The following is a 24597-nucleotide window of genomic DNA, read 5'->3' as shown; positions in this document are numbered from 1 at the left end:
GGAGGGGAGTGGCGAATGGGGAAAACGACGGGATTTATGGAATATGACCGAAAAACGGCAGAGGAGCGGGACCCGCGGACGCGGATCGGGGATTGGAATGAGTACCAATTGCCGATGGCGGAAGCAGAACTGAGAAAACAAGGGGCACGCTGTATGGATTGTGGCACTCCCTTCTGCCACACGGGAATTCTGATCGATGGAAAAGATTCCGGTTGTCCGCTGTACAATCTGATTCCGGAATGGAATGATCTTGTTTACCGGGGGCGCTGGAAGGAAGCGTTGGAGCGATTGTTACACACCAACAACTTCCCTGAATTTACCGGGCGTGTCTGCCCGGCTCCCTGTGAGGGGGCTTGTACGGTTGCCATCAATGATCCCGCAGTAGCCATTAAAAGTATCGAGCGGGAGATTATTGACCGGGGCTTTGCCGAGGGTTGGATTGTTCCAGAACCGCCGCAGACCCGTACGGGAAAACGGGTCGCCATCATCGGTTCAGGCCCTGCAGGCTTGGCGGCGGCAGACCAATTAAACCGTGCTGGCCATACTGTATCAGTCTATGAACGGGATGATCGTATCGGCGGCCTGCTGATGTATGGCATTCCCAATATGAAGCTGGAAAAAAGCTTGGTCGATCGCCGTGTCAATCTCTTGCGGGAAGAGGGCATCGCTTTTGTCACCAATACGGAAATCGGCAACGATATTACGATGGAGCAATTGCAGAACGATTACGATGCGGTCATCGTATGTACGGGTGCACAAAAACACCGGGAATTGCCGATTGAAGGACGGAAGCTAGATGGAATTCATCTGGCAATGCCGTATCTAACCCAATCGACGAAGGCGTTGTTGGATGCCAACTATGAGGCTAATATTAACGCCACAGGTAAGGATGTCATCGTCATCGGCGGTGGAGATACCGGTGCGGACTGTGTTGCTACCGCTCTGCGGCAGCGTTGCAACAGTGTCGTCCAATTCGGCCGCCATCCCCGTCAGCCGGATGAGCGAAGCGAAGACAATCCCTGGCCGGAGTATCCCTTTGTCTTTACGCTGGATTACGCCTATGAAGAAGCAACGGCGCAATTTGGACGCGATCCGCGCCAGTATTCTATTATCACCAAGCGGATTGTCGGAGACGAAAACGGCCATGTCAAGGAACTGCATACCGTGGAAGCGGAAAAGATTCCCGCTGAAAACGGAGGATACACCTTCCGCGATATTCCTGGATCGGAAAAAGTGTGGCCCACCCAACTCGTTTTGCTCGCCATCGGATTTGAGGGAGCGGAAGATTCGATCTTGGTCGGATCCGATCTTGAGCATAAAAGACGGAAAGTGAAAGCGGAATACGGCCAATACACCACCAACCTGGAGGGTGTGTTTGCCGCCGGTGATGTTCGTCGCGGTCAAAGCTTGATCGTATGGGCGATCCATGAAGGACGAGAAGCCGCTCGCGAATGTGACCGCTATCTGATGGGAACTACTCGCTTGCCATAAAGATATGGATAAAAAAGTCGGCCAATCGGCCGGCTTTTTTGCGTGGGGTTTAGTTACCTATCGTCTTCTCAGGAGTGAGTGGATCGCTAAACCATTCTTCCGCAGGCTGGATCTCTTTTTGAATGCGATAGATTTCACGCATGCAGTTTTGGAATTCCCGCTCGTCCCTACCGTCCCAGCATTGCGCGAGCAGGTGAAGGGTACGATAAATCTGTTTTTTATACCCATGCTTTTGTGACAGGGATAGCGCCTGTCGATAGCTCTGAATGGCTTGGTCACGCTTATCGTGGGATTGATAAAAATGACCTTGAATGATCAACGCCTGGATCAAGTGAAGCGCGTCGTGATCCTCTTCCCCGTATTGAATCGCTTTTTCGATCATGGTGTATGCTTCTTTTGACTGGTCCTGTTGCATCAATAGCACACTGAGAAGAGCGTAGGTATGGGCATAGCTGGGTTTATCCTCTGTAGGTAATGGTTTTTGTTCACATAGAAGGGCGGTTTTAAAACTTTCCTCCGCTTTATCCCACTCTTGTCGGTCCATGTGTACTGTGCCAATGACGGTCCAAAAGGTAAACATAGAGGAAAGATTATGGTTTCGGCGTGCAATCGCTTCTCCCTCATAGGCGAATTGCAACGCTTCATCCCACATCTTGAGCCGACGGGAAAGCTCAGAGCGAAGCCGATAAAAGGTAAGGATCATTTGGACCTCATCAGCATCTGTGAGGGAATTCCAGTGTTCACTTACGACTTGCATACTTTCCGTCAATCGGCCCAGCTGTTCCAGACAAACGGCTCGATTGCAATGTAACTGATACCATACCGGTTGAGGGGGGGCGACCGGGTGGTAGGAGCGAATACCGCTATCCATGTGGCGCAGGGCGTGTTCTAGCTCATTGCTCCCAAATGCGCACAGACCCAACTCAAGGTGACAGCGGGCTTCAATATTGCTTTCCGCGGAGGCATATTGGGCCAAATGGAGACCTTTTTGAAAGGCGCGTTCCGCTCGTTTCATATTACCCCGCTTTACATAACAACATCCCCTGAGATATTGAATTTCCGCTGAAAATGGATGCCGATCCTCCAACTCCAGCCTATTTAACAGATGGAGTGCCTCATTCGCTTCTCCAAATTCCAATCGTGATTGTGCCAGACGTAACTGGATAGACAACTCTTTTAACTGTTCTTGCTCGTCCATCATCAGATTAGGTAATTGGTCAGCATCAATCTCTAGTTTTTTTAAAAGATAATATGCTTTATCTTTGCTGACATGGGGCATACCCCGTTCAATGTTGCTGATCGTTGCAGGAGAGATATTGTCGTCAGCCAAATCCTCCAATCGCAACCCGCGATCTTTTCGTACCTTTCGGATCACTTCACCCAGCTCATGAATCTCCAATTTTTTCATAAACCTCAGCCTTTCTTCACCAAGTGTTTCACTTATTCTATCTTATCAAACGTAATATGGAAATAGTACGTATCATTGGTTGGGATGCGTTTTCCTATCCTATTTTTTCTGCGGATGATGTAGAATATCCTGTTCCATGACAACCGGGAAGTGTCGGTGATGGGCTCTGTCGCATAACATACATCAACTTTACCTGAGGGGTGAGGGTGGGTGGCGAAAAAAAAGAAACGGAAAACAAGTGAGCGACAGGTCCAAAAACCAGTTCGACAAAAAAAGAGAATCAAGGAGAGCGATTTGTATGAAAGCCGGGTGGTAGCGCCCCTACGCCGTCAGTTGCGTCGGGCTCAGGAGGCGGGACATCTCCAGGCGATTGATGAGATCTGGGGAGAATTGCAGGATGCGCAAAAACAACATCGAATGTTAATTGACAGAGGCACTTTTGTAGAACGTCCGTAACCGAAAGATGCTCAACCCACTCTTGATTTTCCCTGTGCTTGTTGGCTACGATGGGGGTAAAGCGGATGAAGGATCTGTCCGGATCAAAGGGGTGACTAGTTTGAATCGAGATTGGAGTATACAGGAAATCACCATTTCATATTCACAATTGGCCGTGTTTAATTCGGAGATAAAGACGCCTTACCCCGATTGGACGGAGGATCATGTCAGGCAGGGATTTGCTTGGATGGACGGCTCTGTCTCCTTTGGAGCCTTGTCCGATTCCACTTGTGAAATATGGGTGCGCATAGCTGAGCGAGTGGTGGAAAATGATGATGCGATTCGTTCCATTATCGTACCTTTTACCGCTTGGGACGAAACAATCAGTGTGGCTAGTGTGTTGTCCACTGAGCTTCAGTATGAAGTACCCCAAAATCGTTACGAGTTGGTGTTTCATGCGATTCCGTTGGAGCAGGATTCCGGTAGCGGGTTGTATCGTGTACGCTATGAACTTGTCTTTGTTCCCAGTGATTCACCTCAAGCGCGAATTTTAAAACAGGATGCAGCGCTTTCCTCGCCTGATTCCCTTGTGATGGTGGCGGAACCGGCGATTTAACAGACTCCCAAAATAAGCGAAAACCCAGTATCCCTTTTTGGAGATTCTGGGTTTTTTCTTTTTTACGCTCATTTGGCTTTTTTACGCCAGGACAAGATACGTTGTCGCGCTTCTGGGTCCACTTGGGAGAAAGAAGTAAAACCGGGGGTAATGTTTACTTCATAGATCCAAACATGGCGCTGACGATCGATTCCTAGATCGACTCCTAATTCATACCAACGGGGATAGGCTCGGCTGATGGTTTCGGCGGATTGTTTCGCCAGATTCTCCATTGTCTGAATCACTTTTTCCTTTTCTTCCGGTGAGTACCCGAGATCTTTGGTGAGTAAGTGATCGATAAAACGCGGTTTTCCACCGCTGTGCCGATTGGTGACAATACTTTTGGAACGTGCAACTCTGCCGACCAGTCCCGCCACTTTCCACTCTCCGTCCACACGCAAGACATGGGCGCGAATATCAAAAGGAACCCCTTTTTTTGTCACACTTTCAATGCCTTGTTGGACGACATAATAGCGGTTCATACGGACACGTTGAAACAGGGACCAGACCTTGGACAGATTGGCACGGTGGGATGTTCTTTTTGTATCACGGATCCGCATCTTGAATCGACCTTTGGGTAGGCGGTCCACCCGGATAATTCCCTTCCCGTGGCAACAATCGTTCGGTTTGAGATAGACAGAGGGAAAACGGAGAAGCATTGCGCGAAGGGATGAAAAGGATAAAAAGCGAGTGACGGGAATCGATGCGGATGTATGTGGTTTTTTCTTGAGCAGTTTTACGTTTCCCATTTTGCTGATGATACTCATGGTAAGAACACCGTCCCGTGCGATTTATGAAGTCGGTTCGATGTATCATATCGAGAATCAATCGAGTCTGGAAGTGTAGATGTCCACAGGCCGAACCCAAAAAATACGTTATTTAATCTTCTTTTCTATTTTGAAATTAGGTTTTTCCATCAATCAATTTCTACTCTACAAACATACGATGAGACATAACTTCAAAAATAGAATGGATGATAAATCATGCCAGTTCGAAGAGTGAAAGGAAAGCTGTTGAAGTATGGAGTAATGAGCCGGGACTCCCGGTTGAACCGACATCTACCGCAAACGAGACAGCTCCGGGAATCTGAGCTGCGAAGCATGCTCAAGCGATACTCTACTCTATTTATAAAACCGGATAAGGGTAGCGGCGGACATGGAATTATTCGTGTTCGGCGCTTGTCGGAATCAAAGATGAAAGTAGAGTGGGGAAGAAACCGAAGTGTCGTTCATCCGAAGGCATTGACACCGATGCTTTGCGAAATTACCAATCCCTCTCACAGATATTTAATCCAACAGGGGGTCTCATTATCCCGTGTAAACGGACGCGCTTTCGATATTCGCGTCTTTATGCAGAAGCCGAAAAATCGTTGGGTCGTTTCAGGGAAAGTAGTTCGTGTGGCTTCACGGGGACGGTTTTTAACCAATTATCATCAAGGGGCTAAACCCGCACCCGTCCCTCAGGTATTGCATCAGCTTTATCGCGGTGAAAAAGCCGCTAAAATGATGCAAAAGATTGACTCTCTCTCATGTTTCATCACGGGTGTTGGATGCTCGCTTTCCCGGGATACGGGAATTGGGGGTCGATATTGCAGTAGACCAGAAGGGGAAGTTATGGATTTTGGAAGTGAACACCAGTCCCGCTTGTAGTACATTCCGTCTGTTGCGCGATAAGACGATGTATCGTCGCATTATCAAAAATAAGCGTGTGATTTATCGGGGTTACCGTTGAACAGTTTTAATCTAGAGGAGGTTTATCGTTGTGGCTGATCAGATTTTGTATCGAAAAGCGGAAGAAGTGTCAGGGCTGCAAAATTACATTGTCTCGTTGACAGAAGAAGAAAAGGAAGCAGTGGCTCGCATCATTGAATCGCTCCCTGCACTCGATGTTCGGCGAATGGAGAATGAAACGTTAACCCAAATTCAAGTGGCGGCACAACAACTTCCATCACGTTTAGTCGAGCATCTGGTCCGTTTCCGCCGCGAACCGAACCGTTACGGAGTGATCATGTTCCGCAACCTGCCTACAGATGCCGAATTGCCCGCAACACCGGCCGATGGTGGCTTTCCTGCGGATAAATCCACTTTTGTCAGTGAATATTGTTTATTGCAGTTTTTGCTGTTCTTGGGCGAACCGATCGCTTATGAGGATGAAAAAGCGGGTTTGTTGATTCAAAATGTCTGTCCGGTAAAAGGACAGGAAAAAAGGCAAGAAAATACTAGCTCTAACCATCTCAATTATCATACAGAGGATGGTTTTCATCCCTATCAACCGGATTACCTGTCTCTAATCGGTTTGCGCGCTGACCATGATAGAGTTGCGCAGACTCTGACCGCATCCGTTCGGGAAGTGTTGCACACCATTCCCAGTACCGCTCTTACTCTATTGCGGCAGCCGCTTTATCGCTTATCCCCCTCTTCTTCCTTCAATATCACGGGGGAGGATTACAGCGTTGTTTTACCAGTCTTGAGCGGCAGTCTGCTTGAGCCGCAGATGTGTGTTCACTTTAGCTCCATGGAGGCAGTCAACCGAGAAGCGAAATGGGCGTTGGATACATTGCGAAATGCATTATTGCATGTGGGGATCGGTTTTCAACTCAATCCCGGCGATTTACTGATTATGGATAACCGCCTGGTCGCTCATGCGCGAACCACGTTTACACCTCGCTATGACGGCAAGGATCGTTGGTTACAGCGAATGTTTACCGTAGTCGATTTTCATCGTTCTAGTTTTAGTCGTGGACAGGGAGGATATGTGTGTTCCCCATTATATGTAGAATCCATTAAAAATGGGAATTCAACTTCACTCCAGGCTTCCAAACCGGTTGTAATCGATTAACCGCCCTTTCGGTTTTCTCTTGACAATAGCCTTGATTTATCTTAAAATGGTAGGCACAAAACCTACTATTCCACTTAATTTTATGGGTGTTGGAAAATGGGATCTATTTGGCATCAATCAAGGCGATGTCCGGCACCTTTTGAACATCCGACTTTCGGCTGACCGAACCAACGGAGGCCCTCTTTCATCCAAGGGGATGGATAGAGGGCTTTTATTTTCCCTTTTGCCTCAACAGATTAAATATCGGGAGGGTCAATCATGAAACGGATGGGCAGGGTGCAAGTGACTGAAGGTTTTGCTCTACGACAAATTATCGATTTTGTACAAGTGGCCCGCTTGTATCAGAGTGATGTGATGTTGACGGATGACAACTACTCCACCAACGGGAAAGGTGTGTTAGGGCTGATTCCATTTTTTCATCAAAGGGAGAAAAGGGAATCGTTCCTGCTGATCATTGACGGAACCGATAGCGATGTGGCGTTTAAGCAGTTGGCTGCTTTTTTTGAACCGGTGGAAGCGTCAGATTGGAACGCTATCTCATGGAAATCAGTAAAGAGGGAGGTACTCTAGTATGGACAACCCCACTCATGATCCCAAGGTTTATCGCATATTGGAAGCGTTAAAAGGATTGGAGTACGGCTCTTTGCTGATTACAATTCATGATTCAAAAATGGTCCAGCTTGAACGGACGGAGAAGCATCGCTTTGTTACCGAAAGGAAGCAGGAAAACGATAACAGACATCGCTGACATCATCGTGTACTTGTATCGATCAGGATAACATTGGTAGAAACCTTCTCTGTATCCGATTCGTTGACGATTATAGGGGATTGATTACGGAGAGGAGTGAAGAGATGAAATTATATTGGAAAAAAGCTGTAACAGCTATTGCCTTAATCGGGCTTTTGACGCTCGGTTTTTCCAGTCAAACAGAAGCGGCAACACAGAAGGAGCAGGGCGGGATTGAGAGCTGGCTCTCCCAATCACTATTTGACATTCAAACCCAGTGGATTCAGATTGAGGATAGCCAATGGGCCTCTTTATTGAAGGAGTTGGCGCAAGCAGAGACAAACCAGACGGCGAAGCCAGAGGAATCTCCTGCAAAAGAAAAGCCAGCGAAACCGAAACAACAACCCTCCGCCGAAGGAAATTCTCAATCAAAACCTGCTTCCGGCAGTGAAAAAGCCGCTACTCCGTCGGAGAATGAGAGCGGATCCTCTGTTGAATCGAAGGTGTCCGACATTCAACCGATTGAGGTGGAAGTGGTGAAGCTGGTCAACCAAGAACGGGAGCAACGGGGGCTGAAACCGCTGCAAGCGGATGCGAAGCTTTCCAAAGTGGCTCGAGATAAATCGCAGGATATGATTGACAATCATTATTTTTCCCATGATTCTCCCCGTTATGGTTCACCCTTTGACATGATGAAAGCATATGGGATTTCTTATCGATCCGCCGCTGAAAACATCGCCGCCGGTCAAACATCGGCGAAACAAGTGGTTGATGGTTGGATGAACAGTGACGGTCACCGTGCAAATATCTTAAACCCCGATCTGGATACGATTGGAGTGGGATATGCCAAGGGTGGTAGCTATGGTCACTACTGGACGCAGATGTTTATACAACGGTAACGGATCTCAATCCTATAAGATGGCATACACCTCCAATTTCTTGGGGGTGTATTTTTTGGAGGAAAAGCATCTACAGTTTGGTAAACTACAACATATGGAGAGTGTAACGGGGGAAATTAAAAGGGTGGTGAGGAATGATGAGTGAGGATCGACTAACAATCATCGGTGGAACCGTGGTGACGGAAGCGGGTTCCATCGAAAAAGGTTATATCCAGATTGAGGCGGGGAAAATCGTTTCCTTCGGTAAATGGGAGGAAGGGGTGCAAAAAGACGGAGATGAGACGATTACACTCCCACCGGGATGCTGGATCTTGCCCGGTATGATCGATGTACATATTCATGGGGCAGATGGAGCCGATACCATGGATGCTTCCGAGGAATCGCTGGAACGGATTGCCCGTGCTTTGCCGCGGGAAGGTTCGACAGCCTTTTTGGCTACGACGATGACACAGGCGCCAGCGGCAATCGAACAGGCATTGCAGGTAGCGGGGGCATGGATGGAGGCTGGTGTGGTTTCCGGTGGGGCGGAATGTCTGGGTATTCATTTGGAAGGACCCTTTATATCGGCAAAACGGGCAGGGGCTCAACCGTTGGAGCACATCCACCCTCCTGATGTGGAGTTGTTTCGGCGATGGCAAGCGCTGAGTGGTAATCATATCCGTCTGGTAACGCTGGCACCGGAGGAGCCGGGAGGGATGGAGCTGATTGCTCATTTGAGAGGTACCGGAGTGATTGCCTCCATCGGTCATTCGGATGCTTCTTATGTCCAGGTAGTAGAGGCGATTGAAGCAGGAGCTTCTCATATCACCCATCTGTTTAACGGCATGCGCGGTTTTCATCACCGTGATCCCGGTGTCGTGGGGGCGGCTTGGTTGCGGGAGGAGTTGGGTGTAGAAATCATCCCCGACGGCATCCATTCCAGCGAGGATTCGCTCCTCCTCACTTATAAGCAGGTTGGGCCGGAGCGCCTGGTGTTGATTACGGATGCGATGCGGGCCAAATGTCTGCATGACGGTACATATGACTTAGGAGGACAAAGGGTGACAGTGGGGGGAAGAGAAGCACGCCTGTCAGACGGAACACTGGCTGGAAGCATCTTACCCATGCACGAAGGAGCGCTGCGGATGCAGCGGGTGGCGGCTTGCAGCTGGGATGAGATCGCCCGGATGACGGCTTTGAATGCCGCGCGGGAACTGGGGATCAGCGACCGCAAGGGAAGTATCGCCGTAGGAAAGGATGCGGACCTGGCAGTATGGGGAGCGAATGGTGAGATTGTTCTTACGATATGCCGCGGGAAGGTGGCGTATCGAAGGCCAGCGAGTGCGTAGTGATACAGACGGAAAGCATTTGTCTGAACAATCATGAAACCCTCTCGTATCTGCGAGGGGATAAAAAACTCAAACACGGGAGGGGAAATCCCCCCTCGCTATTCCGGTATCTTTTCTTCTCCATATTGTTCCTGTAACAAACGTAGAAATGCTTGATACGCTTGGTCAAGATAGACATCTTTGCGATGAATAAAGAAAAAATCAACCGTTTGGTTTGTTGCTGGTAAAGGGTGCATCACCAATTTTCCTCAGCGATCTGTTGTAGCGCCAGCGACTTTGGGATAATCGCCATCCCGAGCCCGGTAAGAGCTTACAATCAAGTAGTAAGGCTAGTGAGGGGGGAATAGGATGGATGCTTGGAAGGATTTTCGAGCATGTGGACTTAAGCATTGTCATGCGAAGGTAAATAATATTCAATTACACTTTGTCGAGGGTGGGGAACACCATACAGAGACCGTCATCCTATTACATGGATTTCCGCAAAGCTGGGTGATATGGCGCTATGTTATTTTCGACTTGTTAAAGCGCTATCATGTGATAGCCGTCGATTTGAGAGGGTATGGAGATTCCGATAAGCCAGAGGGAATGGCAGGTTATGATAAAGCCAATATGGCTAGAGATATCTATGTATTGATGAAGCATTTACAATTGGCAAAAGTGGCGTTGGTGGGGCATGACCGCGGTGCAAGGGTGGCAAGAAGGTTTGCGTTGGATTACCCCGATCATGTTGTCGGTCTCGGTTTGATCGATATTCTTCCGTTGGAATATGTATATGACCACCTATCTACCTCTGAGGCGGCGAAAAAGTATTGGCATTGGGTTTTTCAAATTGTACCTGAGTTGCCGGAAGAGCTGATTGCAGGTCGGGAGGAGAGTTATCTTTCGTTTTTATTTAGACGGGCCCCTCATTTGCTTGAACGATTAAAAGCGGATGGAGCTTGGGATGAATACGTGCGCATTTGGAAGCAGCCGGGCAGTTACCAGGCGGCATTGAACGATTACCGTGCAACTCATGAGATTGATTTGCCTCGATACCGAATGGAAAAAGAAGCGAATCGAAAAATGGACACGCCCTGCTTGTTGCTATGGGGGAAGGATGGTAATTTAGCGGAACAGCCTGTTCTTGATATATGGAATCAAGTAGCAACAACGGTCACGGGGAGAGAAATCGCGAATTGCGGTCATTATGTTCCGGAAGAACAACCTGCAGTTGTTGTAAGGGAGATTATGCCGTTCTTGGATACGGTTTTTAAAACGAGAGAGACATAGAGGATAGTCCCTATCTGGGAAATTTCGTTTAGTAAGAGGATGTTAGTAAATCCGACCCTGGAAACAGCGGTTTTATACGGAGACTTTTTTACTTTCCCCGATCTCTTCGGCCCCACACAAAATAAAAAATCTTTACTTTTCCCACCTCCCATCGTATAATTAAAGGTTAAACTTTTAGCCGAAATGGGAGTGAGTGCGTGAAGCGACGGTGGATGGCGGTGGGTGTTGGTGCAGGGGTTACGTTTTTGTGGGCGTCGTCGTATATTTTGAATCAATTTGCTTTTGCTGAGGGGATTGGACCGTTTTGGCTGGCAGGATTGCGCTATTTGGTTGCTGCCGTCACATTGGGTATGGTGATCGGATGGCGGGTGGAAGGATTGCCAGTCCTGACACTTCCATTGGTGGGAATCGTGTTGTGGCTGGGCGTGGTCAATGGAGCCATCGCCTATTTTTTATGGACATGGAGCCAACGTTGGTTGAAAGCGTATGAAAGTAGTGTGCTCAACAACCTAGTCCTAATCCAAGTAGCACTGCTGGAAGTATGGTGGCTGGCTTTCCGACCCGCTTGGTGGCAGGTACTGGGGTTAGGGTTGGTCTTTGCGGCGATTTTGTATATTCAGTTGCGGCCGTCTGAAACTGCTTCAAGATCCGTGTGGGAAATGGTCCAGCAATGGAGTTTACTTTAATCCGGTGAGCGACTCTGTCCACGCAAAGCGACCGAGGTGAGACTTGTGCTTGGGAGTGCATGGAACGAAGATGGATAACTACCCCGACTGTTCGGTGATTGGCTCTGTTAATAGCCTTGAGGGAGGACAATTGTCCTCCCTCGTTGATGTATTGAAGATTAATTTTGCCGTTGTACGTATCCAGTCAAAAATGACAGCATGGCATGGACTCCGGCTTTTACGGTGGCTCCGGCAAGATCGCGATGAGGGTCGAGGCAGACCAAGTCCATGCTGCTCACTGCGGGATGACGTCCGGCGATCAAGCAGGCGTCAAACAGCTCATCAGTGCGCATGCCTCCCGGTGTGGCGGCGGGGACACCGGGGGCATAGGCGATATCCAATACATCCATATCCAGAGTGAAGTGGATGGTGTCTACTTGTTGTGCCAAAGCATCCAGCTCTTGTTGTACGGATGCTGCTACTCCCTGCTGGCGCGCTTGTTTTAGGGTGATCCATGTTAAGCCAACCTGATCGGCATACTCCCTTAGTGAACGGGCGTTGAAGAAACCGTGTAGACCAATGTTCACCACATCATGGCCATGGATTGTGCCGTTTTCGATCAGGTTGCGGATGGGTGTGCCGTTGCTGGGGCCGTTATCATCCAGGGGGCGCAGATCAAAGTGGGTATCTAATTGTAGGATGCCTACTCGCTGTGTCGGATGCGCCTCCTTCCATCCTTTGAGGGCCATAGCGGTTATGGAGTGGTCTCCTCCCAGCAACAGTGGAAACGTGTGCGGGTGATAGCGGCGCATCGCTGCTACTGTGTCGCGAATATTGCGATGGCATTGGGCGATATCGGTCACGTGTTGGCGCACATCGCCCAGATCGAGCACGCGAAGAGGGGTCAGATCGACTCCCTCTTCCAAGTGATACGGGACAAAGGAACGCCACGCTCTTCGCATGGCGTCCGGGTTTTCACTTGCGGCGGAAGTGCTGATGGAAGAACGGGATAACGGAACACCCAATATCGTGACATCCCAGGAATCCCAATCGATGATGGTGATATGATGAGGGTCTAGTGTTTGGATCCATTGATGCACCTTGGGCTCCTCAACTGAAAAAGATCGATCCCAGTGAAAAGTGGGTGGTTGAATCATGGGGTAGGGGTACATAGTGGTGCCTCCTTTTGTTTTACGGGTCTTAAAGCGGCAACGAGGAGACGAGGGAACCGGCCTCCACTACGATTTTCCCGTTTTTGACGACGGTATGGGTGTGATTGCTGCCGAAATGGTACTGCAATCCGCGATGATCGCTGACATTATGAATGACGAGATCCGCTTGTTTGCCCACTTCTAAGCTACCGATCCGATCGGCACACCGAATGGCGTGAGCGGCATTGATGGTGGTTGCGGCTAACACCTCGGCAGGAGTCATTCCCATCCACAAACAGCCGAGGTTCATAATGAAGGGAAGAGAGACAGTAGGCGAAGAGCCGGGGTTACAATCGGTGGATAAGGCTACCGGCACACCAGCGTCAATCATACGCCGTCCGTCGGCGGCGGCAGTCATTAGAAAGAAAGCGGTACCTGGAAGGAGTACGGCAATCACACCAGCGGTAGCCATCGCTTTAATTCCAGCATGAGAAGCTTTTAACAGGTGATCAGCGGAAACGGCTTGAAGGGAGGCGGCTAACTCTGCTCCGCCGTAGGGTTCAATCTCATCTGCATGGATTTTGGGCAGTAAACCGTGCACCACACCCGCTTCCAAGATACGCCGGGACTGCTCAGGGGTAAAGACGCCTCGTTCACAGAAGACATCATTAAATTGAGCCAGCCCGCGTCGGGCTACTTCTGGGATCATTTCGTTGATCACTTCGTCTACAAAGTGATCCGGGTTCTCCCGTCGATTGACGGGGATGACATGAGCACCCATAAAGGTAGAAACGATGTCGACAGGGTGTTTTTCGTTCAGTTCCTGGGCCGCTTCCAGCTGTTTCAGTTCATGCTCCAGGTTGAGGCCATAACCGCTTTTGGCTTCGACAGTGGTGACGCCATGGAGCAAAAAGCGATCAAGGCGGTGGGCGCTCTCTGCGATCAGTTGCGCTTTGGATGCTTGACGGGTGGCGGTGGTGGTGGCATGAATCCCGCCGCCAGCTTCCATGATATCCATGTAGGATCGACCTTTAAGCCGCATATCAAATTCCGCTTCACGGCTGCCGGCAAAAACGAGGTGTGTATGGGGGTCGACCAATCCAGGGGTTACCAATTTTTCGCTTGCATCAATGATCAGGGCGTCCCCTAATTGATTCCGGTATTGGTTGCAGATTACTTCATCGCGATCAACGGCTTGGATCACACCGTTCTCAATCCAGATGCTCCCGTTGGCGATCGGATGTAGTTCCCCCATAGCCGCTCCTGTCAGTGGAGATTGGGAACTTCCGGCAAACGTGATCAACTCTGCGGCGTTGCGAATATAGATGGGACGAGTCATGGGGATGTATCCTTTCTATGGAAAAATAATGGCTAGGCCTTGTCGGATTGTAGCATCGGCAAATCCATTCCTTGATCGTGGGCGGTGCGGATGGCGGATTCGTACCCGGCATCGGCATGCCTGACTACGCCCATACCGGGATCGGTGGTTAAAACGCGCTCCAGCCGCTGTGCCGCCTCAACAGAGCCATCGGCGACGATTACCATACCGGCGTGGAGTGAATAACCCATGCCGACGCCGCCGCCATGATGAACAGAGACCCAGCTGGCGCCGCCAACGGCGTTGATCAAAGCATTTAAGATAGGCCAGTCGGCGACGGCGTCGCTGCCGTCTTTCATCCCTTCGGTTTCCCGGTTAGGAGATGCAACGGAACCGGAATCGAGATGATCCCGTCCGATTACAATGGGGGCTTTTAACTCACCTTGTGCCACCATCTCGTTGATGATGCGACCAAAGCGGGCCCGTTCACCGTAACCGAGCCAACAGATTCGGGCCGGTAACCCTTGAAATGCCACCTGTTGCTGCGCCATCCGAATCCAGCGACACAGATGAGTATTATCGGCAAACTCTCGCAGGATCACTTCGTCGGTTTTATGGATATCCGCCGGATCGCCGGAAAGGGCTACCCAGCGGAAGGGTCCTTTGCCCTCACAAAATTGCGGTCGAATATAAGCGGGAACAAAGCCGGGGAAGGAGAAGGCGTCTGTCACTCCTTCATCGTAAGCGACTTGACGGATATTGTTGCCGTAGTCAAAGGCGACGGCACCCCGTTTTTTCATCTCCAGCATCGCTTGTACATGGATCGCCATACTCTCCTTAGCGCGGGCGACCAAGGTGTCGGGATGATGGGAACGCATCTCATCCGCTTCAGCCAACATTAGCCCCTGTGGCAGGTATCCGTTTAACGGATCATGGGCAGAGGTCTGGTCCGTCACCACATCAGGGATAAATCCGATTTCCACCATTTTGGGCAAAACCTCAGCCGCATTGCCCACCAATCCAATCGAAAGTGGATTCCCCTCCGTCTTCGCCTGCTCAGCCAAACGAATCGCTTCACTCAGATCGGTTGCCATATGGTCGAGGTAGTGGGTATCCAAACGGCGCTGGATACGACTCTGATCCGCCTCCACCGCGATCATGACGCCTTCATTCAGGGTGACGGCTAATGGCTGTGCTCCACCCATTCCACCCAACCCCGCTGTGACGACAATCCGGCCTTTTAAACTTCCGCCAAAATGTTGACGAGCACAGGCGGCAAAGGTTTCATATGTCCCTTGTAAGATTCCCTGGCTGCCGATGTAGATCCAGCTTCCTGCCGTCATCTGGCCGTACATCATCAATCCTTTTCGGTCCAGCTCATGAAAGTGATTCCAATCGGCCCAGCGCGGAACCAAGTTGGAGTTGGCCAACAGCACCCGCGGCGCATCCCGGTGTGTACGGAAGACTGCTACTGGCTTACCGGATTGGATGAGAAGGGTTTCATCATTTTTCAATCGTTTCAGCGTCTCTACAATCGCCTCATAAGACTTCCAATCCCGTGCCGCTTTTCCAATCCCACCATAGACGACAAGATCCTGGGGCCGCTCCGCCACTTCCGGGTCCAGATTGTTCATCAGCATGCGTAAAGCCGCTTCCTGTACCCAACCCTGGGTGTTTAAAGTGCTTCCCCGCGGGGCTTGAATCACCTTTTTCAATGGTGGCCGCTTTTCCATCAACCATTCCTCCTCGATCGGTGGTGTCGATTGTTACCCGTTTGTCTTATCGGCAAAAGTGGAAGGCATCAGTACTATATTGGTTTTCCTCTTTAAACCTGAAAAGTCCTCCCCATCGTTATAGGGAGGACTTTTCACCGTATATAAAACTCCGTCTCATGACCCTCTTTTTTTGTCTGTTTCTGGATGCAAGTTTGTTTTGTCTGACGGAAGACCAGACATTATTTTCTGGGGAACATGAAGTTTTATCCCCTATATCAGTTATTCGCATACAAATATAATTTTGTGTCCAAATATAAATAGACGGAAGAGTGAGAATATGAGGATGGTGAAATCGAATGCAGGATAGAAGCCACATAACGATGATATCCGACGATTCACCGTATTGATCCTACATATAGGGTATAGCGAGCAAATAAGATGAATACATCTTGTTAGCATGTAGGAGGAGGGATGGATAAGAAAATGGATTGAACGGCGGAAAGTTTGTGCGGATTGTTGGGCGGACTGGCTGGCGATAAGGAAAGATTGAATGTCATTTGCTATGATAAGTAAGGAGAATATTCTTTTCGTTTACAAAAAGCAGATTTTGGATTGCTTGTGAAAAGAGGGGGAGTTAAAGCATGTCCAGTGATGCGTGGGTGACGGATCCCTTTGCTGTGGGGGCTGTCATCACCGTGCTAATTGCTGTCTCGTTCTGGTTAGATCGCCATTTTCGTTTTTTTTCATTTTTGGGTACAGCTATTTTGGTTATAACAGGGGCGGCGATTCTCGTCAATCTACAGGTGATTCCACCTTCGATCGGGCAGGCGGAAGGGGAGCTGAATCCGATCTATGTCTTTGCCGGGGATTATGGCATTCCACTAGCGATTGTGTTGTTGCTATTGTCGACGGATCTGACTAGCCTGCGCCGCTTGGGAAAGCCTGCTATCATCGCGTTTATCCTCGGTGCGTTGGGAACGGTTATCGGTGCGATGGTGGCGATTGGAGTGACGGCTACCGGTATCGGGGATGAAGCGTGGAAAGTAGGAGGTCAGTTTACAGCCAGCTATATCGGGGGCGGGGTGAACTACGCCGCAGTAGGCGATGCCTTGGGCACCTCAGAGACAATGTTTGCAACCGGTGCGGCTGCGGATAATATCATGACCAATCTGTGGATGGTGATGACGGCATTATTGCCTGTAGTGTTGCGAAGTTTTTATCCTTCGATTCGTGACAGAAGGGGAGAGATCGCTCCTCCGATGGGAACGGGCTTAACGGGAAAAGCGATTTTTACTATCCACGGTTTGGTCACACTGGCGGCTGTTACTTTTGTGATTGTAGCGATTGGCGAGTGGTTGACCCCGGTGATCAACCAGGCAGTCGGTGTGGAAATTCCTTCAGTCTTGTGGTATACCACATTGGCGTTGTTGGTTGCGTGGTTGACTCCTATTAACCGCCTTGCGGGTGGGGAAGAGATGGGCAATTTTATCTTGCATTTCTTTTTTGCAACCATGGGAGCTGGGACAATCCTTCATACGCTGGTGGAAAAAGGTCCGATCGTCTTCTTGTTTTTGGCGATTCTGGTATCCATCCATGCGTTTGTACTGTTTGGAGCGGGACGTTGGTTCAAAGTGGAGGTGGAGGTGTTGGCCACCGCCAGTCAAGCTTGTATTGGCGGCCCTTCCACCGCTGTTGCCCTGGCTAGCTCCAAGGGTTGGTACAGTCTGGTCACCCCAGCGGTACTGTTGGGGGTGTTGGGCTATGTCGTCGGCAACTACCTTGGCGTAGTAATGGGACAACTAATGCAATGGATATTGGGTGGGACAATATAACGGTTAAGAAAAACGTCGTAATGATCATCGGAGGAGAATGGAGCGGACTCCTCTTCGCTGAAAAGGAAAGAGTCGTGGAAACGGAAATCGGGCCCTGGTCCATATTCAAAAAACGCCGGCTTTTTGCCGACGTTTTTGCTTTTTCTAATCAACAGAGGGCCTGTGATCCATCAAGTGGAGGATATACTCCTTCAGGTCGACGATGCGCGGATGTTTGGGCCGTTGATCCGTCCCGGCGATAATGAGAGGGAGGTGGGAATCGATGCGATGAAGGGAACCGTGTCCACCGCCGCCTATATGTGTGGGGGAATGTTGTGCCACCAGTTCATAACCCGGTGCAGGAGTGACGATCATAAAGCGACCGGAATGGGAGTGAAAGGCCGCATACAGGCGCATCAGTCCATCGGGATATTCGCCGAAGTCAAGGCTGTTGTCTGGGCCTTCCGCTAGATCTAGGGCCTTGAATTCTCCCTCTATCTCCCAGGATTGGCCGTAGGGATCGGTCCAGGCGGAACCAGGGCGGAATCGTAGCTCTTGATCTTCGGGTTGACGGTGTACATGGATCCACCCGTCTTCCTCCCAAGCGATCAGGTCGATTCGTTCATCATGGAGCCGTTGCTGCATATCAGAGATTGTGATGGAATCATTCAACAGGTAGAGATAAGCCATGCGCTCATTGACACAGAGAACGAGATCGGTGTCAGTGGTGGCCTGTTCCCCAGAAGGGAGAATTCGATAATCCGCCAGTAGCTGGTGTAGCGGGATGGCCGGATCTTGCCCTTTTGGATGGATTCCGGTTTGTCCGCTGTCTCCGCATACCACCCATACATATTGTTTTAAAGCATCGTTCCAAGAATCAAAGCTGTTGAGCAGATTGGCCAGCTCCCGATCCAAGGTGCGAATGGCGCTTTGGTCGGAGGGCCCTTTTTTATGCAGGGGTTTATCCATATCCGGTAGATAGACAAAGGTGAAGTCAGGCATACGGTCTTGTTCGATTAGGTAACGGGTGACGGCCAAGGGATAGGCATCATTTAATCCCAGGCTATCGGTCAATCCGTCTGGTGTAGAGGTGACGTTCGACAACGGATTGGAAAACATGCCGAGGGCTAGGAAATCAGGACCCTTTACAGATAGGCGTGCCGGGAGTGTTGTGGGACCTGACAACCATGGCGGAAAAGATAGCACATGGTCGGTGTTTCCCCTGTACAGCATTCCGTTGATTGAGCCAGTGCGGGTTCCTCGTTTGGCCAATTCCTCATAGACGGTGGATACATTTGAACTGAGATGCTCTTGGTTGAGGCGGATGACGGCATCCTCCAGCACTTGATTGATGCCGTCTCGCATCACTTCACCGGTACCGGTACCATAGTTGACGATTCGCTTTTCTTCGGCGTTATACCAGATTAAACCGGGAACCCGATGTTGGTCGGGGTAAGTACCGGTCAACAACGTACTGTCGATGGTGACGGACATGGTGGGAAAGGAGCTGACCACATTCCGCTGATACTGCCCGTTTTTAAGCAGGAACGACAGAGCGGGGAGCTCTCCCTTTTTGATACCCTCATCAATGGCGTGAGACATGATGGAATCCACCATCAACCAGATCACTTTCTTGCGCCCGTCCCCTGCACGCATGCGGGAGAGATCATGTTCCTCCTGCTTTGGTTTTGTCCAGAAAAAAACGATATACAACAAAATGAGGATAACGAAAATAATGATCAACCATTTCAATATGATCACCTGCTTATGGGTCGGATGTCCAAATTTTGTCTTTCCACGCTTCTTTTTATACACCGTAAAATGAATGACTACTCACTCATAAGGTGATATAATGAAAAAAGCTTAAAGGAAGTACGGTGATGTCCATGAAACACACATTTTCGTTAGTGGTTCGCTCTACTGATGTGGATATGCTGGGCCATGTAAACAACGCCAAATATCTGCAGTATATAGAATGGGCTCGCTTTGATTGGATGCGGAAACTGGGACTGGAATTGAAAGAGATTCAAAAGCGGGGTTCCTTACCTGTAGTCGCTCGCATCGAAATCGATTACCGTCGGGAACTAACATTGGATGAAGCGGTGAAAGTTGTATCTGAGCCGCTTCGTATGGGTAAAAAAAGTTATGTCATCTTACAGCAAATTTTTAACGAAGAAGAGGAATTAGTCGCCAAAGCGGAAGTAACGATCGTGACAATCGATATTCACACCCGTCGAGCGACAGATATGCTGGAGGAAATAAAGCTAATTTTTGAAGAACAAGCGGCTAACTCGTGAAAAGCGTAAAACGTAGAATTTCAGCAAAAAGCAGAGCCCTCTGTTTCTTGGGGACTCTGTTTTTTTGATTACCTCAGCCGATCAATCATAAATATTACGGTTTGATGCAGAAAGAATACCGCTCATTGACAATGATATAAACCATCGTTAAACTGATTACGATTAACAAAACGAAATAATTACGATTTAATTGAAGGGAGAGCGGGAAATGTCTAAAATCAAAATCCCAGTGACGGTATTGAGTGGTTATTTGGGCGCAGGCAAGACGACGGTTCTCAACCATGTGCTCAATAATCGTGAGGGGTTAAAAGTGGCTGTCATTGTAAACGACATGAGCGAGATCAATATTGATGCCGATTTGGTTCGGAATGAGGGAGGCCTCTCCCGAACGGAAGAGAAATTGGTGGAGATGTCCAATGGCTGCATCTGCTGTACTCTGCGGGAAGATTTGTTGGTAGAAGTGGAACGATTGGCGGTGGAGGGGCGCTTTGACTATATTTTGATTGAATCGACAGGCATCGGTGAGCCGGTACCGGTGGCACAAACTTTCTCTTATGTGGATGAAGAAGCCGGGATCGACTTAACCTCTCTCTGCTATATTGACACCATGGTTACCGTGGTGGATGCCAATCGTTTTTGGCATGATTATTCCTCCGGTGAGTCGCTGCTGGATCGAAAAGAAGCGGCAGGAGAAGAGGATACCCGCGATGTGGTCGATTTATTGATCGATCAAATCGAGTTCTGCAATGTTCTGATCATCAATAAATGTGATCTGGTAGAGGAAGAGCAACTGGAACAGATGGAACGGCTCTTCCGTAAATTGGCGCCGGAAGCCCATATCATACGTACCACTCATGGTCAAATCGAACCAAAGCAAATTGTAAATACCGGTTTATTCGACTTTGACCAAGCGAGTCAATCGCCAGGGTGGCTCAAAGAATTGGAGCAAGGTGAACATACGCCGGAAACGGATGAATATGGGATTTCCTCTTTTGTTTATGAGCGTCGGACTCCCTTTCATCCGGAACGCCTGTATCGCTGGATGGAAGAATGGCCGGAAGAGGTGGTGCGGGCAAAAGGGTTGGTGTGGCTGGCCAGTCGCAGCGACATGGCATACAGCCTCAGCCAGGCGGGACCCTCGATCCAGATCGGTCCGGTGGCGTATTGGGTACATGCACTGTCGGAGACGGAACGGAAGGTGATCCTGATAGAGCAGCCGGAAGTGTTGCAAAAGTGGGATTCTCAGTGGGGGGATCGCATCAATCAGTTTGTTCTGATCGGGATCGATATGAAGCGGGAGGAGTTGGAGGCTTCTCTGGATGCGTGTCTATTGACAAAGGAAGAAATGAGAGGAGACTGGTCGCGGTTGTCGGACCCATTTCCCGCAGTAGAGGTACAGACCCACGCTTAATTGGGGTGGTCGGCGAAGGAGAGGGAGTGCAATGACTGAGCGACAAACCGATGTATTGATCATTGGAGCGGGTGCAGCTGGAGTAGGACTGGGAGCGCTGTTTGCACAAACTGGCTTTGATCGGTATCTAATCCTGGAACGGGAGCAGGTGGGAGCCAGCTTTTTCGCTTGGCCACAGGAGATGCGCTTAATTACTCCCTCCTTTCATGGGCATGCCTTTGGCCATTTGGATTTAAATGCAGTGATGCCGGGAACTTCACCAGCTTTCTCTTTGCGAAGGGAGCATCTATCGGGAAATGAGTACGGCCAATACTTGCAAGCGGTAGCGGATCACTTTGATTTACCTGTGCAAGTGGGAGTGGAAGTGAAACGGGTGCAAAAAGAGAACGATCACTTTTTCGTCCACACCGATCAAGGCGTTTATACTGCCCGTTTGGTGGTGTGGGCGGCAGGGGAGTTTGCTTATCCCGATCAAATGCCTTTTCCCGGAGCGGAGCATTGCCTGCATAACAGTGAAGTGGAATCGTGGGGATCTCTGTCGGGGGAAGAGCGTCTGGTGATTGGTGGATATGAGAGCGGTATGGATGCTGCTATCCATTTAGTCCATGGAGGCAAAAAGGTGATCGTGATCTCGCGGGGAACGCCATGGCTCAGTGATGAACCGGACCCGAGTGTCTCTCTTTCTCCCTACACCCGGGAACGGTTGTTGGAAGCGCTGGAGACCGGCTGTTTACGTTTATGGGGAGAGAAGGAGGTTGTTGAGGTAAAGCAGGAACAGGATCGCTACCGTGTGCGACTGCGGAGCGGGGATGCGGTGATGACAACCGAGCGCCCCATCTTAGCCACCGGTTTTCGTAGCAGTATGGAGAAAGTACGGGAGCATTTTAAGTGGGAAGGTAAACATGTTGTCTTGACGGATCGGGATGAATCCACCCAAACACCGGGGCTGTTTCTGTGTGGTCCCCGCGTGAAACACGGCGAGGTCATCTTTTGTTTCATCTATAAATTTCGGCAGCGTTTTGCTGTGGTGGCGGAGGAGATGTTGAAACGGTTAAAGGCTCCCTATGACGCTGCCGTGTTTCGGGATTATCGGGACAACCAGATGTATCTGGATGATTTGTCCTGTTGCGATGATGAGTGCATATGTTGAACCCACCGCAGACAGCCGTATTGGTCGGTTTTGAATCAGCGGGGAAGTCGACGATTTTTTCCCGTCTTACCGGCAATCGCGTCGGGGAAGAAGCGGCTGCACAGGGAAGCACGGTGATGGTGCAGACGGGGATGACAACGGATGCTGACCTCACACTGATCGATACGCCAGGCATTCGTCTGAAGACGGATAGCGAAACGACTCGCATCGCCCTGATGGAAGCGGATCACGCCGATATCATTGTGTTGGTGGTGCGAGGAACCCATGCCCGCTCGGAACTGGATCGGTTGCTCAAGGAGGATATCATCACTCACCGCCGATGGATGGTGTTGTTTACCTTTGAGGATCGGGCACCCGAATCGCTTCCGCAATTGATGGCTTATTACCGGCAACGGTTGGAGGTACCCGTTATTTCCGTCAATGCACGGGATATGTCGGAGGAGGGGCGAAGGCGGATTATCCGCTTGATGAGGGGAGCGGAGGCGCAGGAGCAACAGCGACAACTGAAAGAGCCGCCCATTTTTCATGAAGTGGAGCCACCTACAACCTGGTGGGATCATCCGATCTTTGGACGATGGGTGGCGCTGGCAACGTTATTGGGGCTATTTGCGGTCCCAGTATATGGGGCCTATCTTTTCTCCGGTGTGCTGGAACCCGGGTTGGATCGATGGGTGATCGGTCCGATTCGGTTGCAGGCGATGGGATGGCCTGCTTGGCTGCAAGCGGTATTAGCCGGGGATTACGGGTTGTTTACATTGGGGATGTATTCCTTTTTATGGGCGTTTCCGGTGGTGTTGTTTATGGGGGCCAGTATTGCCGTCACGGAGGAAACGGGTTGGAAGGACCGCATCACCGGTGCTCTCGATCCGTGGCTGCGCCATCTCAGGTTAAACGGACGCGATTTGGTGCCGGTATTAACCGGGTTTGGCTGCAATGTGGTGGCGGTGTTGCAAAGCCGAGCCTGCTCTGCTTGTACCCGCGCTTCCTGCGTTTCCTTTATCGCCTTTGGCTCGGCTTGCAGCTATCAGATCGGGGCAACCTTGTCTCTCTTTCATTCAGCAGGTCGTCCATGGCTGTTTTTGCCCTATCTCCTGTTATTGGTAGTGGTGGGGGCGATCCATTTGCGGGTGTGGTTTCCGACTCAAGCTAAGATGCAAGCGCTGCTGCCGCACAGGCGGTCGTTTTTAAACGTACCGACATGGCGGGGGTTTCAGTGGCGCATACAAAACATCATCAAGCAGTTTGTATCACAAGCGATGCCGATTTTTCTTTCCATTTGTTTGATTGCCTCCCTGATCGATTACTGGGGTTGGATGAACGCCTTCGCCGTCACGATCGGACCGCTCCTCACATGGTGGGGTCTACCGGAAGAGGCGGCTTTGGGGCTCTGGTTTTCCGTCTTGCGCAAAGACGGCATGTTGGTGTTCAATCAAGGAGATGGATTGATGCTACAAGCCCTTGATCCGGTTTCACTGTTTATACTGATTTTTCTCGCCTCAACTCTAACCGCTTGTCTGGTTACCTTGTGGACCGTGCGAAAAGAATTAGGGTGGTCTGTTTCTGTCGGTTTGATGGGTAGACAGCTGCTTACTTCGCTGGTGAGTGCAGGGGTGTTGTTAGTGGTAGGACGGCTGCTGGAGGGTGTCTCGATGATGGTGACCGGATGAATCTCCTAGGGTATTCCCTGAAGGGACGTTCGTGGAAGTTTTCTCATTTTCCAAACATAAACAGGGAAAGGGCAATAGAATAAAAGGGAGATCGCAATGAGGGGGGAGGCGACAGAGTGAACCGACGACGTTCTTCTCAAGTAAGGGTACGCCGTGCTGCGGGGGTGAAGGTGAAGCGCACCTCTACTTCTAGCTTGTTCAGCGGATCATTTTGGCAACCCTTTACACAAATATGGGGACTGTTTCAAGCGTGCCGTCAGTTTTGGGGAGTTTGTAAAAAGTGGTGGGGACCCTTAAGCAGCTTTTTGACGCCACTCGGACGTGGGCTTGGAATTGGCAAAGGGTTTATTTAAGGGAGCTTG

At 50.0% G+C, this 24597-nt stretch carries 24 protein-coding genes and 1 pseudogene; 18 read left to right on the top strand and 7 right to left on the bottom strand.

Annotated features, from left to right (window positions below; all coding sequences use genetic code 11):
- Window positions 1-15 precede the first annotated feature (15 nt).
- Window positions 16-1491, top strand: coding sequence for a glutamate synthase subunit beta (locus C8J48_RS07880; RefSeq protein ID WP_107725753.1), 1476 nt, complete (start codon window positions 16-18; stop codon window positions 1489-1491).
- Between the two features lie 49 nt (window positions 1492-1540).
- Here the strand turns inward: C8J48_RS07880 and C8J48_RS07875 are convergent, their stop codons facing one another.
- On the bottom strand, window positions 1541-2899 hold the full coding sequence (locus tag C8J48_RS07875) for a helix-turn-helix domain-containing protein (protein ID WP_107725752.1): 1359 nt from the start codon (window positions 2897-2899) through the stop codon (window positions 1541-1543).
- 210 nt (window positions 2900-3109) lie between these two features.
- On the opposite strand from C8J48_RS07875, the gene C8J48_RS07870 reads away from it, so the two are divergent.
- A complete protein-coding gene (locus tag C8J48_RS07870; RefSeq protein WP_107725751.1) occupies window positions 3110-3355 on the top strand; it encodes a hypothetical protein in 246 nt (81 codons plus the stop codon).
- 100 nt (window positions 3356-3455) lie between these two features.
- The gene (gene comJ, locus C8J48_RS07865) at window positions 3456-3950 is read left to right on the top strand and encodes a competence protein ComJ (protein WP_170105285.1); all 495 of its coding nucleotides are present in this window, start codon (window positions 3456-3458) and stop codon (window positions 3948-3950) included.
- 68 nt (window positions 3951-4018) lie between these two features.
- On the opposite strand, the gene C8J48_RS07860 is transcribed toward comJ, so the two are convergent.
- Complete coding sequence (locus tag C8J48_RS07860; protein ID WP_107725749.1) at window positions 4019-4756, bottom strand: YheC/YheD family protein; 738 nt, start codon at window positions 4754-4756, stop codon at window positions 4019-4021.
- A gap of 216 nt (window positions 4757-4972) precedes the next feature.
- Here C8J48_RS07860 and C8J48_RS19350 point away from each other — a divergent pair.
- The 7 genes and pseudogenes from C8J48_RS19350 to nagA form a co-directional block, all read left to right on the top strand.
- Window positions 4973-5455 (top strand): annotated as a pseudogene (locus C8J48_RS19350) (YheC/YheD family protein); the annotation flags it as partial.
- Window positions 5456-5504: 49 nt separating this feature from the next.
- The gene (locus C8J48_RS07850) at window positions 5505-5720 is read left to right on the top strand and encodes a YheC/YheD family protein (protein ID WP_107725747.1); all 216 of its coding nucleotides are present in this window, start codon (window positions 5505-5507) and stop codon (window positions 5718-5720) included.
- A gap of 30 nt (window positions 5721-5750) precedes the next feature.
- The gene (locus C8J48_RS07845; protein ID WP_245891096.1) at window positions 5751-6827 is read left to right on the top strand and encodes a TauD/TfdA family dioxygenase; all 1077 of its coding nucleotides are present in this window, start codon (window positions 5751-5753) and stop codon (window positions 6825-6827) included.
- 258 nt (window positions 6828-7085) lie between these two features.
- Window positions 7086-7397 (top strand): HPr family phosphocarrier protein, encoded by a 312-nt coding sequence (locus C8J48_RS07840; RefSeq protein WP_107725746.1) that lies wholly within the window; start codon window positions 7086-7088, stop codon window positions 7395-7397.
- A gap of 1 nt (window position 7398) precedes the next feature.
- Complete coding sequence (locus tag C8J48_RS07835) at window positions 7399-7575, top strand: YezD family protein (RefSeq protein WP_107725745.1); 177 nt, start codon at window positions 7399-7401, stop codon at window positions 7573-7575.
- Between the two features lie 104 nt (window positions 7576-7679).
- The gene (locus C8J48_RS07830; protein ID WP_107725744.1) at window positions 7680-8453 is read left to right on the top strand and encodes a CAP domain-containing protein; all 774 of its coding nucleotides are present in this window, start codon (window positions 7680-7682) and stop codon (window positions 8451-8453) included.
- A gap of 134 nt (window positions 8454-8587) precedes the next feature.
- Window positions 8588-9781 (top strand): N-acetylglucosamine-6-phosphate deacetylase, encoded by a 1194-nt coding sequence (gene nagA / locus C8J48_RS07825; RefSeq protein WP_170105281.1) that lies wholly within the window; start codon window positions 8588-8590, stop codon window positions 9779-9781.
- Between the two features lie 98 nt (window positions 9782-9879).
- On the opposite strand, the gene C8J48_RS18705 is transcribed toward nagA, so the two are convergent.
- On the bottom strand, window positions 9880-10017 hold the full coding sequence (locus tag C8J48_RS18705; protein WP_170105279.1) for a hypothetical protein: 138 nt from the start codon (window positions 10015-10017) through the stop codon (window positions 9880-9882).
- A gap of 112 nt (window positions 10018-10129) precedes the next feature.
- Between C8J48_RS18705 and C8J48_RS07820 the strand changes: the two genes are divergently transcribed.
- Both C8J48_RS07820 and C8J48_RS07815 read left to right on the top strand, forming a co-directional pair.
- Window positions 10130-11050, top strand: a complete 921-nt coding sequence (locus C8J48_RS07820; protein ID WP_107725742.1) for an alpha/beta fold hydrolase — start codon at window positions 10130-10132, stop codon at window positions 11048-11050.
- 197 nt (window positions 11051-11247) lie between these two features.
- Window positions 11248-11736, top strand: coding sequence for a DMT family transporter (locus tag C8J48_RS07815; protein ID WP_245891095.1), 489 nt, complete (start codon window positions 11248-11250; stop codon window positions 11734-11736).
- 158 nt (window positions 11737-11894) lie between these two features.
- Here the strand turns inward: C8J48_RS07815 and C8J48_RS07810 are convergent, their stop codons facing one another.
- From C8J48_RS07810 to hutU, 3 genes are read right to left on the bottom strand one after another with little or no spacing between them, the layout of a single operon-like run.
- Window positions 11895-12887, bottom strand: a complete 993-nt coding sequence (locus C8J48_RS07810) for an agmatinase family protein (RefSeq protein WP_107725741.1) — start codon at window positions 12885-12887, stop codon at window positions 11895-11897.
- A gap of 28 nt (window positions 12888-12915) precedes the next feature.
- Window positions 12916-14205: an imidazolonepropionase gene (gene hutI / locus C8J48_RS07805; RefSeq protein ID WP_107725740.1), complete on the bottom strand. Its 1290-nt coding sequence runs from the start codon at window positions 14203-14205 to the stop codon at window positions 12916-12918.
- 32 nt (window positions 14206-14237) lie between these two features.
- Window positions 14238-15917 (bottom strand): urocanate hydratase, encoded by a 1680-nt coding sequence (gene hutU, locus C8J48_RS07800; protein WP_107725739.1) that lies wholly within the window; start codon window positions 15915-15917, stop codon window positions 14238-14240.
- Window positions 15918-16540: 623 nt separating this feature from the next.
- On the opposite strand from hutU, the gene C8J48_RS07795 reads away from it, so the two are divergent.
- Window positions 16541-17731, top strand: a complete 1191-nt coding sequence (locus C8J48_RS07795) for a DUF819 family protein (RefSeq protein WP_107725738.1) — start codon at window positions 16541-16543, stop codon at window positions 17729-17731.
- Between the two features lie 144 nt (window positions 17732-17875).
- On the opposite strand, the gene C8J48_RS07790 is transcribed toward C8J48_RS07795, so the two are convergent.
- Complete coding sequence (locus C8J48_RS07790) at window positions 17876-19462, bottom strand: alkaline phosphatase family protein (RefSeq protein WP_245891094.1); 1587 nt, start codon at window positions 19460-19462, stop codon at window positions 17876-17878.
- Between the two features lie 128 nt (window positions 19463-19590).
- On the opposite strand from C8J48_RS07790, the gene C8J48_RS07785 reads away from it, so the two are divergent.
- The 5 genes from C8J48_RS07785 (at window position 19591) to C8J48_RS18540 (ending at window position 24588) form a co-directional block, all read left to right on the top strand.
- The gene (locus C8J48_RS07785) at window positions 19591-20007 is read left to right on the top strand and encodes an acyl-CoA thioesterase (protein WP_245891093.1); all 417 of its coding nucleotides are present in this window, start codon (window positions 19591-19593) and stop codon (window positions 20005-20007) included.
- Window positions 20008-20215: 208 nt separating this feature from the next.
- Window positions 20216-21418, top strand: coding sequence for a GTP-binding protein (locus C8J48_RS07780; RefSeq protein ID WP_107725737.1), 1203 nt, complete (start codon window positions 20216-20218; stop codon window positions 21416-21418).
- A 31-nt stretch (window positions 21419-21449) separates the two neighbouring features.
- A complete protein-coding gene (locus tag C8J48_RS07775) occupies window positions 21450-22568 on the top strand; it encodes an NAD(P)/FAD-dependent oxidoreductase (RefSeq protein ID WP_107725736.1) in 1119 nt (372 codons plus the stop codon).
- Window positions 22565-24235, top strand: a complete 1671-nt coding sequence (locus C8J48_RS07770) for a nucleoside recognition domain-containing protein (protein WP_170105277.1) — start codon at window positions 22565-22567, stop codon at window positions 24233-24235. The genes C8J48_RS07775 and C8J48_RS07770 overlap by 4 nt, the downstream gene beginning before the upstream one ends.
- A gap of 116 nt (window positions 24236-24351) precedes the next feature.
- Window positions 24352-24588 (top strand): hypothetical protein, encoded by a 237-nt coding sequence (locus C8J48_RS18540; RefSeq protein ID WP_146160463.1) that lies wholly within the window; start codon window positions 24352-24354, stop codon window positions 24586-24588.
- The last annotated feature ends 9 nt before the right edge of the window (window positions 24589-24597 follow it).

The organism is Desmospora activa DSM 45169 (assembly GCF_003046315.1).
Lineage (GTDB): Bacteria > Bacillota > Bacilli > Thermoactinomycetales > DSM-45169 > Desmospora > Desmospora activa.
The sequence above is the reverse complement of the archived record's forward strand: the minus strand, read 5'-3'. Positions and strand labels throughout refer to the sequence as shown.